Origin of the sequence: Leuconostoc citreum, assembly GCF_004354555.1 — a bacterium.
Taxonomy (GTDB): domain Bacteria; phylum Bacillota; class Bacilli; order Lactobacillales; family Lactobacillaceae; genus Leuconostoc; species Leuconostoc citreum.
The window spans coordinates 35,617-50,698 of sequence record NZ_PUFH01000001.1; the positions used below are offsets into that span (position 1 = coordinate 35,617).

14 protein-coding genes are annotated in these 15,082 nt (G+C 39.7%); 4 read left to right on the forward strand and 10 right to left on the reverse strand.

The features are described from left to right. Window positions 1–104 precede the first annotated feature (104 nt). The 8 genes from C5L21_RS00185 to C5L21_RS00220 all read right to left on the reverse strand — a co-directional run bounded on the left by C5L21_RS00185 (window position 105) and on the right by C5L21_RS00220 (window position 8,046). Window positions 105–1,526 carry an anion permease gene (locus C5L21_RS00185; protein ID WP_085700015.1) on the reverse strand — a complete coding sequence of 474 codons (1,422 nt, stop codon included), beginning with the start codon at window positions 1,524–1,526 and terminating at the stop codon, window positions 105–107. Between the two features lie 27 nt (window positions 1,527–1,553). Next, on the reverse strand, window positions 1,554–2,948 hold the full coding sequence (locus C5L21_RS00190; RefSeq protein ID WP_133285971.1) for a flavocytochrome c: 1,395 nt from the start codon (window positions 2,946–2,948) through the stop codon (window positions 1,554–1,556). 6 nt (window positions 2,949–2,954) lie between these two features. Beyond that, window positions 2,955–4,346, reverse strand: a complete 1,392-nt coding sequence (locus C5L21_RS00195) for a class II fumarate hydratase (protein WP_085700019.1) — start codon at window positions 4,344–4,346, stop codon at window positions 2,955–2,957. A gap of 25 nt (window positions 4,347–4,371) precedes the next feature. Continuing rightward, entirely contained in the window at window positions 4,372–5,256 is an 885-nt protein-coding gene (locus C5L21_RS00200; protein WP_085700021.1) for a LysR family transcriptional regulator, read from the reverse strand. Window positions 5,257–5,333: 77 nt separating this feature from the next. Next, entirely contained in the window at window positions 5,334–5,804 is a 471-nt protein-coding gene (locus tag C5L21_RS00205; RefSeq protein WP_085700023.1) for a PAS domain-containing protein, read from the reverse strand. Beyond that, window positions 5,779–6,756 (reverse strand): FAD:protein FMN transferase, encoded by a 978-nt coding sequence (locus C5L21_RS00210; protein ID WP_085700024.1) that lies wholly within the window; start codon window positions 6,754–6,756, stop codon window positions 5,779–5,781. The genes C5L21_RS00205 and C5L21_RS00210 overlap by 26 nt, the downstream gene beginning before the upstream one ends. Next, window positions 6,753–7,610 carry an NADPH-dependent FMN reductase gene (locus C5L21_RS00215; protein ID WP_004905026.1) on the reverse strand — a complete coding sequence of 286 codons (858 nt, stop codon included), beginning with the start codon at window positions 7,608–7,610 and terminating at the stop codon, window positions 6,753–6,755. The genes C5L21_RS00210 and C5L21_RS00215 overlap by 4 nt, the downstream gene beginning before the upstream one ends. 235 nt (window positions 7,611–7,845) lie before the next feature. After that, on the reverse strand, window positions 7,846–8,046 hold the full coding sequence (locus tag C5L21_RS00220) for a hypothetical protein (RefSeq protein ID WP_004902107.1): 201 nt from the start codon (window positions 8,044–8,046) through the stop codon (window positions 7,846–7,848). Between the two features lie 467 nt (window positions 8,047–8,513). Here C5L21_RS00220 and trpX point away from each other — a divergent pair, with 467 nt between their 5' ends. The 3 genes from trpX to C5L21_RS00235 are packed head-to-tail and all read left to right on the forward strand — an operon-like array spanning window position 8,514 to window position 11,162. Beyond that, a complete protein-coding gene (gene trpX / locus C5L21_RS00225; protein ID WP_085700026.1) occupies window positions 8,514–9,518 on the forward strand; it encodes a tryptophan ABC transporter substrate-binding protein in 1,005 nt (334 codons plus the stop codon). Beyond that, window positions 9,515–10,414, forward strand: a complete 900-nt coding sequence (locus tag C5L21_RS00230; RefSeq protein ID WP_024047494.1) for an ABC transporter permease — start codon at window positions 9,515–9,517, stop codon at window positions 10,412–10,414. Before trpX ends, C5L21_RS00230 begins: the two co-directional genes overlap by 4 nt. Continuing rightward, window positions 10,407–11,162 carry an ABC transporter ATP-binding protein gene (locus C5L21_RS00235; protein WP_004908853.1) on the forward strand — a complete coding sequence of 252 codons (756 nt, stop codon included), beginning with the start codon at window positions 10,407–10,409 and terminating at the stop codon, window positions 11,160–11,162. Before C5L21_RS00230 ends, C5L21_RS00235 begins: the two co-directional genes overlap by 8 nt. Before the next feature lie 73 nt (window positions 11,163–11,235). Here C5L21_RS00235 and C5L21_RS00240 read toward each other — a convergent pair whose 3' ends face one another. Then, on the reverse strand, window positions 11,236–12,573 hold the full coding sequence (locus tag C5L21_RS00240) for an amino acid permease (RefSeq protein WP_085700028.1): 1,338 nt from the start codon (window positions 12,571–12,573) through the stop codon (window positions 11,236–11,238). A gap of 241 nt (window positions 12,574–12,814) precedes the next feature. Here C5L21_RS00240 and C5L21_RS00245 point away from each other — a divergent pair, with 241 nt between their 5' ends. Further along, window positions 12,815–13,729, forward strand: a complete 915-nt coding sequence (locus C5L21_RS00245) for a lactate/malate family dehydrogenase (RefSeq protein WP_004908858.1) — start codon at window positions 12,815–12,817, stop codon at window positions 13,727–13,729. Between the two features lie 92 nt (window positions 13,730–13,821). Here C5L21_RS00245 and C5L21_RS00250 read toward each other — a convergent pair whose 3' ends face one another. Further along, window positions 13,822–15,045 carry a NupC/NupG family nucleoside CNT transporter gene (locus tag C5L21_RS00250; protein ID WP_004902121.1) on the reverse strand — a complete coding sequence of 408 codons (1,224 nt, stop codon included), beginning with the start codon at window positions 15,043–15,045 and terminating at the stop codon, window positions 13,822–13,824. Window positions 15,046–15,082: the final 37 nt, after the last annotated feature.

Consider the following 15,082-nt stretch of genomic DNA (forward strand, 5'->3'; position numbering starts at 1 on the left):
TTCAATGTAACCCTCATTTTTTCTATTAGTAGGGTGTTTATCAAAACACAGCGATTACCATAATATAAAAAGCAGCTTATGAAAAATTAAGCTGCTTTTTAAAATCACCACATTCCCAATAATTTCATCCAAAGACTGCCTACACCAACCCAAATCACAATGTAGATTAGACCTAAAATAAAATTCAGTCGCCACCAGTCGCTTTGTTTTACATACCCTGAACCAAATAATATGGGCGCGGGACCTGAAGAATAGTGCGTCGTGGCCGCCATTAAGTTACCAAAGAATCCTAGCATTAATGCTGCTAGCATCGGTGGTACATGTGCCGCCAATGCAACCGCCAAAAATGCTGCATACATAGCTGACACATGCGCAGTTGATGAAGCAAAGAAATAATGACTGTAAAAATAAGCTAACACTAAAATGACTAGAACAACAAACCAATTCATACCATGCAAACTATTGCCAATCGTTTGGGATAACCATGGGATAAATCCAAGTGTATTCAAAGCACTCGCCATCATCACTAGCACCGAGAACCAGAATAACGTATTCCAAGCACCTGACTCCTTTAGAATATCCTGCCATGATAAGACACCAGCAACTAAAAGAAAACCTATAACGAGAAATCCAGTTGTGGTCGCATCAATACCTGTTATTGCACCTGTAATCCAGAGTACCAGTGCCGATACAAAACCAATAATCATCATTGTTTCTGCTTTGGATACTTTACCCATCATAGCTAACTCACCAGTTGCCCAATTTTTGGCATCAGGTGTTGCCTTTTGTTCAGGTGGGTACACTTTGTAAATAACAAATGGGACAACAATGAGTGATATCAATCCAGGTACAAGCGCAGCTAAAAACCAACCCATCCAGGTAATATGGATACCTTGCTTTCCAGCAAAAGCTTGTGCAATAGGGTTTCCAGCCATTGCGGTCAAAAACATAGCTGCAGTAATCATATTAGCGTGAAATTCTGTAAAAATTAAGAAAGCGCCAATGCGCCGTTCACTCCCATCTACCGGGTCTGAATTGAAAGTCTGCGCCAATGATTTAATAATAGGAAACATTACGCCACCAGCACGAGCCGTATTAGATGGTGTGCCGGGGGCAACAATTAAGTCAACTGCAGACAAAGCATAGGCTAAGCCCAGCGTTTGTTTACCAAACGCTCGCACAAAAATTAATGCAATACGTCGACCCAAACCTGTTTTAATAAAGCCACGAGAAATAAAAAATGCCATCACAATCAGCCAAATGGCACTGTTTCCAAAACCAGCTACCGCTTTTTCCATTGGCATAATGCCAGTCAAAACAGTTACAACAAAACCAATTAATGCTATGGCTCCCAGAGGCAAGGGTTTGGTAACCAAGCCAATAATCGTAGCCACAAAAATTGCAAACATGTGCCATGCTGATAGACTAAGTGCATCTGGGCGCAAGGGACCAGCAAACCAAATAATCAAACCAACAACAATCGGCGCAATAAATTTGCGATAATCAACTTTTTCTAAAGCATTCATTTCAATATTTCCTATTTCGTCTCTAATCTACAAGCCTAAAACTAATTTGGCAGCTTGTTTCCCAGCTTGACGACCAAAGACAACTGTTTCAGCAATTGAGTTCCCACCAATGCGATTGTCACCATGCAACCCACCAGTTACTTCGCCTGCAGCATATAACCCCTTAATGGCTGCCCCATCTTCACGTAGCACCTCGGCTAAATGATTAATCTTAACGCCACCCATTGTGTAATGAATTGCTGGCTTAATATGAATAGCATAATAAGGTGCTTTGACGATACCACGTTCCATGGCTGTTTGACGGCCAAATTCTGTATCTTTTCCCTCTTCTTGGGCAGCATTCCACTGTGCAATGGTTTTTGCTAAATTATCAGCGTCTAAGTCTGCTTTATCAGCCAATTCTGCCAATGTGTCGCCAGACATAACCAAACCAACGGCTAGATAAAAATCAATCGCTGTAAAGGCTTCTCGAATACCTTGGTCTAGAATTAATGTTGCCCCATCTTCCTGTAAATCATTGATAGCAGCTGTTACTTTATCTCGTGTTGTCATTTCATTGACAAAACGTTGACCCGCACGGTTAACTAGAATAGCGCCTTCGCCTCGTACACCTTCACCAATTAAATATACATGATCAGTATCTTGTTGCGCTGTTGGATGGATCTGAATTTTCTTCATATCAACTAAGGCACCACCGACAGCCGTCGCCAGTTTCATACCATCACCTGTGGCACCAGGATGATTTGTTGTTTTTAAATATAACAATTCAGGTGCATACTCAGCTAGCATGTCACGATTCTGAGCAAAGCCCCCTGCCGCGATAAGCACCGCCTTGGCTTGAATTGTTTTTTCACCTATTTCAGCATTTCGCACTGTCAACCCAGTAATTCGATCGGCTGATTTCTGAAGTGCAATCACTTCTGTTTCATCAAACAACGGAATCTGTTTATAAGCCAATTGCTTTTGTAATCCCTTAACAAGATAACTGCCGACAGCCGATTTATCATTTGGCCGATGTGCACGCTTTTGTGACATCCCCCCTGTGGCCGTAATGTCTGTTAAGTTAATATTGTGGTTGTATAACCAATCGATTGCAGACTCCGTGTGCGTCGCAAAATAAGATAATAAGCTCTTATCATTTGTACCGCCACCACCTTTTAACGTATCATCATAAAAAGACGCTTGAGAATCAACAATGCCATGATTTAATTGAACAAATGTTTCCACTGCATTCATGCCTGATGAGGCACGATTTGAATTGCCGCCCAAAACTGATAGTTTTTCAACAATTGCAACATCTAATCCCAATTCTTGTGCTTGCAGAGCCGCTGTCATACCAGCAGCGCCAGAACCAATCACAACAAAATCATATGTATCTTTTAAATCAGAAATATTTGTCTTTGGAAAAATAAACTTAGCCATTACATCTCACTCCTTATGCGAACGTTCAAGGTTCGTCATCGCCATAAAGTCCATCCACTCATCATATTGCGCTTCAGTTATTTCACCCGATGCTAACGCCGCCACTTTTAACGTTGTGCCATTTTTGTCAGCAGATTGCGCAATTTCGGCAGCTGCATGATAGCCAATATGAGGTGACAAGGCTGTTACTGTCATCAAAGAATTATCAAGCAATTCACGCATACGATCTGGATTAACTTCTAAGCCTCGCACCAAACGGTCAGCAAAACCAGTCATTGTCCCCGCCAGCAAGTCAGTTGACTCTAAGAAAGCGTCAACCATAACCGGCTTAAAGACATTCAACTCAAAATTACCTTGACTTGACGCCATTGTAATTGTCGTATCATTTCCAAAGACACGTACTGCAGCCATGGTCAGTGCTTCAACTTGCGTTGGATTCACTTTACCTGGCATAATTGAAGACCCTGGTTCATTTGCTGGAATCTTTAATTCACCGTACCCACCACGTGGCCCAGAAGCCAAGAAACGTATGTCATTACCTATTTTCATCAAGTCCGCTGCTAAAGACTTCAAGGCCCCATGCATTGTATTCAGTGCCGTATGGTTGGCTAAACCATAAAATTTGTTACTGTCCCCTGTAAATGGGAAACCATAAGCATCCGAAATGATTTCAGCAATTTTAGCGCCCAAGGCTGTATCGGCATTAAGACCTGTACCAACAGCTGTGCCGCCCATGGCTAATTCATACAATTGTGGTCTTATAGCAGCTATATTGTCTAAATTATGCTTCAGTGCGGCAATGTATCCTGATAACTCTTGTCCAAAAGTTAAAGGCGTTGCATCTTGTAAGTGTGTCCGACCTACCTTAATCACATCCCAAAATGCTACTTGCTTGACACGTAATTCATCAATTAAATGCGTAATAGCTATTTCAACCTGATTAACAGCAGCAACAGCAACAATATGCATTGCGGTTGGAAAAATATCATTTGATGATTGTCCCATATTGACATGATCATTTGGTAGCACAGCAACCCCTTGTTGGCTAGCCAAATGCGCCACAACTTCGTTGGTGTTCATATTTGTCTGTGTCCCAGAGCCTGTTTGGTAAACTGACAAAGGAAAGTCTTTACGCAAGTCCACATCCCCTAGTGTCAACAAACTATCAATTGTGGTGACAATGGCATTAGCGCGTTCTGAATCCAATGAACCGTTAGCTTGGTTAGCTAGTGCCGCTGCACGCTTAATGTTCAATAGCGCACGAATAATAGCCAACGGCATGCGTGCACCAGTTGGAAAATTTTGTAAAGAGCGTTGTGTTTGTGCCATCCATGCAGCATCAAGTGGCACCTTCACTTCACCAATAGCATCTGTTTCAATACGATATTCTTGTGACATAATTAATCTATTCTCCTTGATTATCTTAGAAGTCTATTTTTTGGATAACTTCAACCATTTTCTGCTTAATTTGATCTTCAAAATCTGACAATTGATGATCACGTTTTTGAATTAAATAAATATAAAAATTAATCGGATCTTTCAATGGCAATATTGCAACATCGTTCCGTCCGATAACAGCTAATTGCACCATAATACCAACACCATTGCCTGCGGCAATGAGACCTTGTTCAGTCATAAGCTCATTGGTTATATACGTATTACGCAATTCTGTTGTCATATTACTGGCCATGAGTTGATTGACTAGTACCTGGTGTTGCGTAAATTCTTCCCCAACAGAAATGAACCGTTCCCCTCGTAAATCCTCAAATGTTAAAAACGGTTGATTAGCTAATGGGTGTCCTTTTGGTAATACAACAACATACGGGCTCTTGGTGATGTAATGACTATAATAACGCTGACTATGTTCAGGGGTTAGGCTCCCCACAAAACCCATATCTACCTTGTCGTTATCAAGCAAATCATACATATTGCTTGACCCACTCTCCACCATATGAAAACTATCAATTTCTCTATCACTTAAGTCTCGCATGATTTGTGGAAAGATAGTTGCACCAATAATCGGCGGTACACCAAGCCAAATTTTGCGTTGGTTGGTAATATCACTTTTAATGATTTCTGTTTCTCGCAAAATCTGTTTGCTATGCTTAATTAATATTTCTCCAGCTGGCGTTAAACTGACTGAACGCGTGCCACGTTGTCGAATAATGAGCGTCTCCCCTAGCTCTTTTTCCAAACGGTGTAATGCATTGGTGATTGATGGTTGTGATACAAATTTTTTATGAGATGCCCCTGTAAACGTGCCCTCTTCGGCTAACGTTACAAAGTAATCTAAATCATTGAGCAACAAAGTGTTGTACCTCCACAAATTATCTTGTTCACAAAGTATAACACATTTTCATCACCGCTTACATGCCCCCCTAACTGCTATCGATCAGATTTACCAGCATTAAAAACAGTTCTAATACCGCGTAATCCTTGTATGCGCGTGATGTCCCCAGTTAATTGCAGTGTCCCTAAAAATGTCCCATCCTCATCGCGCACAGCATAGAAATTATTATAAATCGTTTGTTTATTTTGTGGAAACCATTGTTCATAGTGGTCAGCAGCACCTTGGTGCAAATCGCGTAGTATTTGTGAGATTGCTTCCTGTTCATCTTGGTTAAATAATGATAAAAATGGCTGCCCTAATAAATCGACTGTCCTGCTATTAACGCGCTGAGGATTATCAGAATAGTAGGCAATAAAATCATTTTCATCGGCAAAAGTCACTTCAAAAGGTAATATATTCAATACTTGATAGAGTGCATTTAATGACAGACTCCCCGTCGGTAAATTAATTATTGCCTGTGTATCAACTGTCTTGTTGTGCTTATTTGATGCTATTTGACCTACCATAAGTCATTGTCTCCCTAATGTAAAATGATTGATTAATGATGTGAAAATCAGATGATTGTATATTAATTAACTTAATTGACTGATCGCGATATATAAAGATGGCACCAAAAGGATAATCACTATTATCGGGTGGCCCATCATTAAAAAACAATCGTGTTGTCTCAATTTCGCCATCAATTGATTTCGGTGATAATACTGTCACACTAGCTAAGTCATTATCGTGAGGATAGCCCGTTTCAGGGTCAATAATATGATGGTATACATGTCCATTAGACACTAGATGACGCTCAGCAACGCCACTGGTTACAACTGACATGGCTTTGGTTTCAATGAGTGCAATTGTGTTGCCATGTTGTACTAATGGGTTGCGTATGCCAATCCTCCAACGACCAGAAACATGGTTTGGTGCGTCGTTCATTAGGACGACATTACCACCAAAATTAATGATTCCAGCAATATGCCCTTGAGCGCGCCAATAATCTTGTAGTCTATCAGCAATATAACCTTTAGCAATTGCACCTAAGTCTAAAGACATACCTTTTTGTGGTAAATATACACTGAGCTTATCATCATCTAACACAATACCGTCACTCCTGATTTGCCGGCGTGCATGCTCAATAGCGGTGTGCGACGGTACCTGTGCATCTGAAAAGCCAATATGCCATAATTTAACCAGCGGGCCAATCGCAACATTGAAGCCAAAATGCTGATTACTTTCATAGACAGCACGTTTAATCAATTGATACACTGTTGCCGATACCGTTACAGGTTTCTGCCCAGCCGCTTGATTAATTGCCATAATCGTTGATTGTGGACGATTTACCGTTAATATTTTTTCATAATCATTGACAAAATGAATTGCGTCATCAATAGCCCGTTCGTCGGCTGTGCCAAATAGCGTCAATCGATTTGTTGTTCCCATGGCACGCCAAGATTTTTCAATTTTAATCAAAACATTGATGCTCCTGTCGTTGCGTCGGCTGTCACAACCGGTGCCACTACTTCATTGGTCACGACATTATCAACATTATCAACAATATTTTCATGTAACAAATCACTCTGTTCAATCCACCAACCATCACCTTGCTCAATAACTTGAGTATTCTGATCTGGTGAAATAATTTTGCTTGGGACAGTATCATTATCATATGGCGAATCGTTTAACACATGTTCAAATGATTGGTAACCCAAATTCACTGAACAGACACTATCCGATTTTGGAAGCGTTTGGCAATTCTCACTATCACTGCCATCACCACACATTGGCCGCAACAGTTTCGCAAACGTCACGAAATTTTGGAAGATGCTATCCAAAAAACGCACTGTTGTCGCATCGGTTAGTTCGTCACGTGCTGTATCAATATTTTCAGCAGCAGGCCCAACTAAAAACTGATTTCCTGGTAACACTAAAGCGTCAATACCTGGTGCATCCATAATCTGACGTAAGTGTTCTTGTGCGTTATTCGTCCCTTGCCGTCCTAGTGACGCACCGACCAGCATAACCGGCTTATTTGTAAACGGATGTGTTTCACCGTAGCTCATCCATTCAATAAATGACTTTAATGCAGCTGTAATTGAATGATCATATTCAGGCGTCGATATAATGACCCCGTCAGACGATGCAATAAGATGCGCAATTTCGACAATACGTAGCGGCACGTCATCATCTTCGCTAAACAGAGGTAAGTCAGCAATTTCGACAATCTCAATATTAGCCTGTGTGCTAAAATGCTTTTTCATGAACCACAATAACTTACGATTATATGATTTGCGTGCGTTGGTTCCTACAATAGCAACAAAGTTCATTTATCTATCCTCAAAATTTTAATTAGTTTATCTTTTCACATTGTTATCTGTAACTTTATTAAACCCTGGTCATTGAATTAAGTCAAAGTTTATTAATTTCTTCACAAGTTCTTGAAACATTGGTGTCACTGAATCTAAGAGACCCTATACCTGATAATTTTTAAATTATAAGTTAAACTAATAAATTAACCGTCAAAAAAAGTAACTACATTAACGTAGTTACTTTTTAAGTACCTTATTTCTTTCGTGATGATAACCAACCTATTATCACAAAAAATAAAACCATTATTGTATTGAAGTAATAATCAACCACAGATACTTTGACAATGACGCCCGCATCACCTAATACCAATAAGATAAATAACGTAGAAAAAACAACAATGAGCAACCAGTGCAATCGCTCACCACGCCTAACAACATCGAAAATATGGTTCATGTCATCCCCCTTACAACTAAACCGTCTAGATTATCATAGCAAAAATGCTGCGCTTAATCTACCAATGACCAGTGCATTTTTAAGATTTCTAGTAACGTTTTGTTGCACAAAAAATCTTATGGCAACAATCATTGTTGTTAAAGAGACCCCTATATGTAGTAAGTAATTTGAATTGTCCTATTGACAACTCATCAAATTCTTAGTATTCTTATTGCATAACAACTCGGAGAACAATAATGAAAAATGCGTTTGCACAATTGAACAACGCCTGGTGGCGTCGGTAAGTCAGCTTTACGGTAACGGATAAAGCTGATGTTTAAAACATTTGTTTTATCCATACCGACGTATTTTGTAACGCACTGAGTCTGTATGGAAATATGCCGTACAGACTTTTCTTTTGACCTTGGGAAAGCCTTGTATGGCCGCCTAAGGTCTATTTTATTTGACAAAGAATTTGGAGATTTATTATGAATAAACGTTTGATGTCTGTTATTGCCATCATTGTCGCTTTTCTGGCCGTCGCCTTTGTGATGACTAATAACCCAACTGCTGTGACAAAAAAGAAAAACTATGTCCCCACAGTTGGTATTTTACAACTTGTTACACATCCAGCATTAGATGAAATCCATCGTGGTATTATTGCAGGCTTAAAATCACAAGGTTATACCAAAAACAAGATCAAAATTGATTATCAAAATGCGCAAGCGAATCAAGCAAACCTCAAAACAATGTCACAACAATTTACGAATGAAAATGCCGACTTAACCATTGGTATCGCTACCCCGGCCGCACTCTCCTTAGCAAAAACAGCTAATGGCAATAATCCTGTTATCTTAGCTGGAATAACTGACCCTGCTGGTTCTGGATTAGTCAAATCAGCACAAAAACCTGGTGGCAACATTACCGGTACTTCAGGCGATTCGCCACTTGAACAGCACCTTGCCGTAATTAAGCAAGTTGTTCCTCATGCAAAAAAGCTTGGTATCATTTACACAACTTCTGACCATGGCGGCGAGTATAACGCTAAGAATATGGCTAAGCTAGCTGAGGCGGCTGGCTACGATGCCAAACTCTATACCATTTCAACAACTAATGACATGCAACAAGTTGCAGAAACAGTGGCAAGTCAAGTTGATGTTATCTACGCACCACAAGATAATGGTGTTGCAAGTGCTATGAAAACATTAATTAACATTACGAATAAAAATAAAATTCCAGTCATTCCCGCTGTAGATACTATGGTCAAAGATGGCGGTGTTGCAACAATGTCGGTTAGTCAATATAATATCGGTTACCAAGCTGGTATCATGGCAGCTAAAGTCCTAAAAGGCAAAGAAACGGCCACTTATCCAGTTAAGACAATCACACAGGGTGATATGGTCGTCAACTTAAAGCAAGCACAACGCTTAGGCATTCAATTACCTGAAAGTATGGTCAAAGCAGCAGAATCCAAAGGAGAAGTAATCAAATGAGTATGATTGTATCAAGCATTGGACAAGGGTTACTATGGGCTGTTTTAGGCGTAGCCTTGTTCCTGACTTTTAGAATTTTAGATTTCCCAGATATGACCGTTGAGGGTTCATTTCCGTTGGGAGCTGCCACAACTGTAGCAATGATTGCACATGGCATTAATCCTTACCTCGCAACAATAGCAGCTTTTCTGGTCGGCGCTGGCGCTGGCTTAATTACGGGACTACTTTACACAAAGGGACGTATTCCCATCCTGCTAGCAGGTATTTTAGTCATGACAGCAGCATTATCAATTAATTTGAGAATCATGGGTTCAGCTAATATCTCACTCCTGAATCAAAAATCAATCTTCTCCGCCAATTTCTTACAACATTTACCAAAATATTTTGATGCGGTTTTTGTTGGCTTCATCATCATTACCATTATTACGTTAGCTTTAATTTTTTTCTTACAAACAGATCTTGGTCAAGCATTTATTGCTACTGGAGACAACGCAACGATGGCACAATCAATTGGGATTAAAACGGATCGTATGACTATTATGGGGTTGATGCTATCCAATGGCTTAATTGCTTTTGGTGGTGCTGTCATTGCCCAAAATAATGGCTATGCCGACATTAATATGGGTATTGGTATTATTGTCATCGCACTGGCATCGATTATAATCGGTGAAGTCGTTTTCGGTGAATTATCCCTAAATGAGCGCTTGGTAGCAGTAATTGTTGGTTCTATTTTATATCGTCTGGTATTATTGGCGGTCTTACAGCTCGGCTTTTCAACCAATGATTTGAACTTAATTTCAGCCATTGTCTTAGCAATTGCTATGATGTTACCGCGACTACGCCATGCACTAAAGCTCGATTCATTGATTAAAAAAGGAGTTGCCCCACATGAGTAAACCAGTTTTTTCACTTCAAAACATTACTGTCACTGTCGGTGATAATGTGCGAATACTTGACAACTTAAACTTCGATATCTTTGACGGCGATTTTATAACAGTGCTGGGTACAAACGGTGCAGGTAAGTCTACGTTGTTCAACACGATTGCGGGCAATCTTAAAATTGCCTCTGGCGTGTTAAAGCATCACGATAAAAACATTGCCAATGACAGCGCAGTATCACGTACTGATTATATTGCGCGGGTTTTTCAAGACCCAAAAATGGGAACAGCACCACGCATGACAGTTGCTGAAAACTTATTATTGGCTGAAAAACGTGGCAAAAAACGGACATTACACAGTCGTGGTTTAACCAAGGAAAAGTTAGCCGAATACGCTAACATCACCAAAGTCATGGGGAACAATCTTGACACAAGACTGCAGACTGCTACAGGTAACCTTTCTGGTGGTCAACGCCAAGCCTTAAGCTTTTTGATGGCTACACGTGTGAAACCAGAATTGTTACTTTTAGATGAACATACCGCTGCACTAGACCCGAAAACTTCAGAACAGCTGATGTTAGCAACCAATGAACAAGTGACCAAAAATAAATTAACTGCCTTGATGATTACTCATAACTTAGCTGATGCCTTAAAATATGGCAATCGGCTAATCATACTTAATGCTGGTAAAATTGTGTTAGATGTCAGAGACAGTGACAAAGCAGCATTAGATGACACACAAATCTTAAAATATTTTATGGCTTAATGTACAACGTCTTAACAAAATCAAAAAAACGCCTTTTACGGCGTTTTTTTGATGCCACTAATAAAAAATAGATTTAAACTTTTTTATATTTAACAACACTAATGACCGCCAACACGATAAACCAGCTAATTGCCAGAAGTGTGGTAATCATCGTTGCGGATGAGAAAAGCAGAATCCCAAAAATCATCAGCATGAAAAGAATAGTCAAATAATTTAAATACGGTGCAAATGGCATTTTAAAATGCTTATCGCTCTGTTGATAATTTTTAGATTGACGGTATTTAACATGTGTCACCATTAATGCGATATAAATAACTATAAATGTCGCTGAGGCTGTTGATGTGACCAGACTGAAAGCATCTTTTGGAAAAATGTAATTTAAAACAATTGCAGTTGCCACTAAACCAGCCGATAATGTTATCCCATTCATCGGGATATAGTGTTTATTAAGCTTAGCAAAACGACTTGTCTTTGGTGATAAGGAGAAAATCATACGCCCCGTCGTGAACAAAGCACTATTTAGAGATGAAGCTGCTGCTGTCAAAATCACAAAATTAATGATACCGGCAGCTGCTGGAATACCTATCTTGGAAAAAACCTGCACAAATGGTGACTGATTGGCACTATAATTTGTCCATGGTTGAATCACCATAATGGCTAACAATGCACCAACATAAAAAATTAAAATGCGCATAATAATAGCATTAATCGATCTTGGAATTGTCTGAATCGGATTCTGGGTTTCAGAAGCTGCAATACCAACAAACTCAACACCTAGGAAAGCGAAGAACGCCATTTGAAAGGCGGCTAACAGATTATGACCATGATTAGCAATCAAACCATGAGACCACAAGGTAGATAATTGCGTGACGCCGGCGCTAGTACGTACATGAAATACTACCATCACAATGCCTATTACAATCATAGCAATAATAGCAACAATTTTAATTAATGCAAACCAAAATTCTGTTTCGCCGAATGCTTTGACAGCAATAATATTCATTGTATACAGTAACCCAAGAAAAATGAGTTCCCAAAGCCAAGCAGGTGTTGTTGGCAACCAGAATTGCATGTATTTACCAATTGCTGTGAGTTCGGCCATGGCAATAATTATCCAACCAATCCAGTATGTCCACCCCATAACAAATCCTGCGCGTGGACCTAAGTATGACTTAATAAAACCAATAAATGTTGTTTGATCATGGTCTGATAATAACAACTCACCCAATGCGCGCATCATCGCGAAGACAAATAGACCAGTAATAATGTATACCAAGACAATGGCTGGTCCTGCTTTTTGAATCGAGTCACCAGCACCTAAAAATAATCCTGTGCCAATTGTACCGCCAAGTGCAATCATATTGATATGGCGACCAGATAAGGTACGCGCTAACTTATGTTCTTGTTGCATAATGAATTGCTTTCCCCTTAAATAACATATACTTTATATCTTAGTTCATTATGACTCATAAAGAAAACTAATCTTTTTCACGTATAGATGAATATTATTCATGATATTATCGGCTTTGGTTTTATAATAAAAATACTAGTGTTTCACGTGAAACCTATATTTCTGCTTTTTGTATTTTCATTCGTTATTAATATGTGTATAATTTAATCAATAACACATATAAAATTAATGGAGAAGTTTTATGCGAAAAATAGGCATTGTCGGTATTGGTCATGTCGGTTCTACTGTGGCTCATCTTATTATTAGTCAAGGCCTAGCTGACGAATTAATTCTCGTGGATAAAAACACTGCTAAGCGCGACTCTGAAGTATTAGATTTTCGTGATGCAGCTAGTCTCTTACCTCACCACGTCCATATTGCTTCAGGCACCCCAGCTGACCTAGCTGATGCTGATGTAGTGATTTCAGCATTAGGTCATATTGACCTCATTGAACCAGGCGGTGACCGGTTTACCGAGTTGCGTGCTAATACGCCCGAAGTGCAACAAGTTGGGCAAGCATTACATCGTGCTAGATTCAATGGCGTGCTGATTGTCATTTCAAATCCTGTTGATGTCATTACCGGTATCTATCAACAAGTTACTGGGTTACCTGCCAATCAGGTCTTTGGCACCGGCACTTACTTAGATACTGCGCGCTTAAAACGCTCACTCGGTGATGCTTTAAATGTTGATCCACGTAGTATACAAGGTTACATGTTGGGCGAACATGGTGACTCGCAGTTCGCTGCTTGGTCAACTGTACGCGTGCTTGGTCAAAAAGCTGATGAGTTAGTAACCAATTATCATCTTGACTTAGATGCTGTTGCTAACGATGCGCGTGTTGGCGGTTTTACCGTCTTTTCTGGTAAAAAATATACTAATTTTGCTATTGCCCATGCTGCCGTTTCATTGGCGCAACTTGTCTTATCAGATGCTCATAACGAGGCTATTGTGTCACATTACGATGCACGTTTTGCGGGCTATATTTCTACACCTGCCATTATCGGTCGTTCAGGCGTTGTTGCTAATTTTGAACTCACTTTAACTGCTGATGAACAACGCGCATTACAGCAATCTGCTAACGCTATTGCCGAAAAAACAGCAGCCTATCTCTAAGTTGATACAAATAAGATATTAAGAAACAAAAAAACACCAAGTTGTATCATAACAACTTGGTGTTTTTTTGTTTCAAATATCGATGATTGTGTTTACCAGACAAACAAGCCTGCTGCTGCTGCAGAAACAAGTGATACCAGAATACCAGAAAGTAACATATAAGGTACTCTCGCGCTAATATAATCGTTTTTGTCCTTGTCGACGAGACCCTTGAAAGCACCAATAATCATGCCTAACGTGCCAAAATTAGCGAAACTAGTGAGGAATACTGTCAATACGATTCGAGCATGTTCGTTACTAAATAGACCTTTTCCAGCCATAATTGATTTAGATACTTCTCCCATGACAACAAACTCATTTGTAACTAACTTAGTACCCATGTATTGCGCAATCTGGAACGCTTCATGTGGGTTAAAACCGAGTAGCCAAGCAAATGGAAACATGACAACACCGAATATATTTTCTAGTGTTAACCAATGCTGACCTGTTAGACTAAATAGTTGGTTAATTAAAGCAGCAAGTGATACGAAAGCAATCACCGTAGCAGTAATAATTAGAATCAACTTTCCTGCGCCAAGGATAGAATCCCCCAAAAATGAAAAGAAAGGCTCTTTCTTGCCATCTTTTGCGCCAACACTAACAATCACGTCATCTTCAGGTGCAACTTTTGTCGGATTGAGAATAGCTGAAATAATGATTGCCCCAAGAATGTTTAACGGAATAGCTGTCAGTACATATTTACCTGGTACCATTTGCGTATAAGAGCCAATGATAGCAGATGTCACACAACTCATCGACATCATCGCTAGCGTGAAGTTACGACGCGCTGGCATACTATCTAATTGCGCTTTTGAGACAGCTAAAACTTCTGTATTGCCTAAAAACATCATTTCAATCGAGAAAAATGCTTCAAACTTGGGCTGTCCAGTGATAAAAGCCAATCCCTTACCAATCCATTTAATCAGCCAAGGTAATACACCAATATAGGTTAAAATATCAAACAACGGTACCACAAGCAAGATGGGTAACAGCGCTGAGGTAACGAAATTAGGGCCACCATGATTAGCTGTTAGCCAATCAGGTAACGCAAAAGCAATCCCTTTTGATGCAACAGATACGAGCCAATTAAAGCCATCTGCAGCCCCTTGGACTGCAGCTTGTCCAGCTTTGAATTGTGTAAAGAACCAAGCCAACAAGAGCTCTAAAACTAGCACAATTGCTACTGAGCGCCATTGAATTTGTTTTTTATTGTTTGAAAATAAGTAAGCAATACCGATAAAGACTGGAATACTTATTGCATTAATGACTATTAACATTTTATTCACCTCAAGGTTGGATCAATCATCCAGTATA

What these genes read in the sequence shown, in the direction of transcription:
- C5L21_RS00190 (WP_133285971.1), bottom strand. Translation starts at nt 2,948, where the DNA reads ATGGCTAAGTTTATTTTTCCAAAGACAAATATTTCTGATTTAAAAGAT.
- C5L21_RS00250 (WP_004902121.1), bottom strand. Translation starts at nt 15,045, where the DNA reads ATGTTAATAGTCATTAATGCAATAAGTATTCCAGTCTTTATCGGTATT.
- trpX (WP_085700026.1), top strand. Translation starts at nt 8,514, where the DNA reads ATGAATAAACGTTTGATGTCTGTTATTGCCATCATTGTCGCTTTTCTG.
- C5L21_RS00220 (WP_004902107.1), bottom strand. Translation starts at nt 8,046, where the DNA reads ATGAACCATATTTTCGATGTTGTTAGGCGTGGTGAGCGATTGCACTGG.
- C5L21_RS00245 (WP_004908858.1), top strand. Translation starts at nt 12,815, where the DNA reads ATGCGAAAAATAGGCATTGTCGGTATTGGTCATGTCGGTTCTACTGTG.
- C5L21_RS00215 (WP_004905026.1), bottom strand. Translation starts at nt 7,610, where the DNA reads ATGAACTTTGTTGCTATTGTAGGAACCAACGCACGCAAATCATATAAT.
- C5L21_RS00205 (WP_085700023.1), bottom strand. Translation starts at nt 5,804, where the DNA reads ATGGTAGGTCAAATAGCATCAAATAAGCACAACAAGACAGTTGATACA.
- C5L21_RS00230 (WP_024047494.1), top strand. Translation starts at nt 9,515, where the DNA reads ATGAGTATGATTGTATCAAGCATTGGACAAGGGTTACTATGGGCTGTT.
- C5L21_RS00195 (WP_085700019.1), bottom strand. Translation starts at nt 4,346, where the DNA reads ATGTCACAAGAATATCGTATTGAAACAGATGCTATTGGTGAAGTGAAG.
- C5L21_RS00235 (WP_004908853.1), top strand. Translation starts at nt 10,407, where the DNA reads ATGAGTAAACCAGTTTTTTCACTTCAAAACATTACTGTCACTGTCGGT.
- C5L21_RS00240 (WP_085700028.1), bottom strand. Translation starts at nt 12,573, where the DNA reads ATGCAACAAGAACATAAGTTAGCGCGTACCTTATCTGGTCGCCATATC.
- C5L21_RS00185 (WP_085700015.1), bottom strand. Translation starts at nt 1,526, where the DNA reads ATGAATGCTTTAGAAAAAGTTGATTATCGCAAATTTATTGCGCCGATT.